Source organism: Alcanivorax sp. HI0083, assembly GCF_001635175.1.
Map to the genome: position 1 here is coordinate 1 of NZ_LWFX01000011.1, position 1,005 is coordinate 1,005.

At 55.3% G+C, this 1,005-nt stretch carries 1 protein-coding gene; it reads right to left on the reverse strand.

The genetic code is table 11. The features are described 5' to 3' along the window. Positions 1-1,005 (reverse strand): SidA/IucD/PvdA family monooxygenase (locus A3754_RS00210; protein ID WP_063518529.1); only part of this gene is annotated, 1,005 nt, incomplete at both ends.

Genomic DNA, 1,005 nt, shown 5'->3' on the forward strand with positions numbered 1-1,005 from the left:
TTTCGAGCGGCCGGCTCTGCCGTTCTATCAACGCATCCACCACTTCCTGGGAGCGTACCGCCAGGATCGACAACAGGGTGTCGCTGAGGCCATGAGTTTCTTCACAACACCCCTGCAGGAACACATTGGCATGGCAGCCTGATGCCATGGGCAAACGGTAACAACGCTCCACGTCTTTCTCGGACATCCAGTCCGCCATGGGCGAGAGCAACTGCTCATGGCCATTACGGTTATAACCGGTGGCCAGCACCACCCCATCGTAGACTTCGGTCTGTTCCACGCCGGTGTCCTTGTTGCGCAGGGTCAACAGCACACGGGTGCCATCATTCTGCACACCAACGATATCGCGGTTGGACAGGAAGCGGTGCTGCATCTTGCCGGTGACTTTCTGCAGGTAAAGACGCTCGTAGATCTGTTCAATTTCCGCCAGATCCACTACCGCGTAATTGGTCTGGCTGAAACGCTTGAGAAAATCCTGCCGCTCGGATTCCGGCCGGGCGTAGATAGTATCCGTGAACGCTGGATCGAAAATTTCGTTCACAAAAGCACTGTCATCGGCCGGGTGCAGGGCCCGGCTGCGGCTGACCAGATCCATCTTGCCATCCGGGTACTGGTCCATCAGATCCAGGTAAATTTCAGCGGCACTCTGGCCTGCTCCGATCACCGCAATACGTGGCGTTTCGTGGCGAGCAAACCGCTCGTATTCGTGTTTATAGCGCGATGAGTGAACCATGTTTTCACCCATCTTCCCGGCGAACACCGCCGGAATCTTCGGGTAACCACCGATGCCGATAACCAGGTTTCGAGTAAAAATCTCTTGCTCACTACCGTCGGCATTACGCGAACGCACGCGCACCCATTCCACTTCACCACCCTGCTCCACCGGCTCAATGGCAATCACTTCCTGACCATAGTGCACATGCTCTTTAAACTGATCGGCGGACCAGCGCATGTAATCGTTATATTCCACACGGGTAGGAAAAAACGTGCCCATGTTGATAAAGG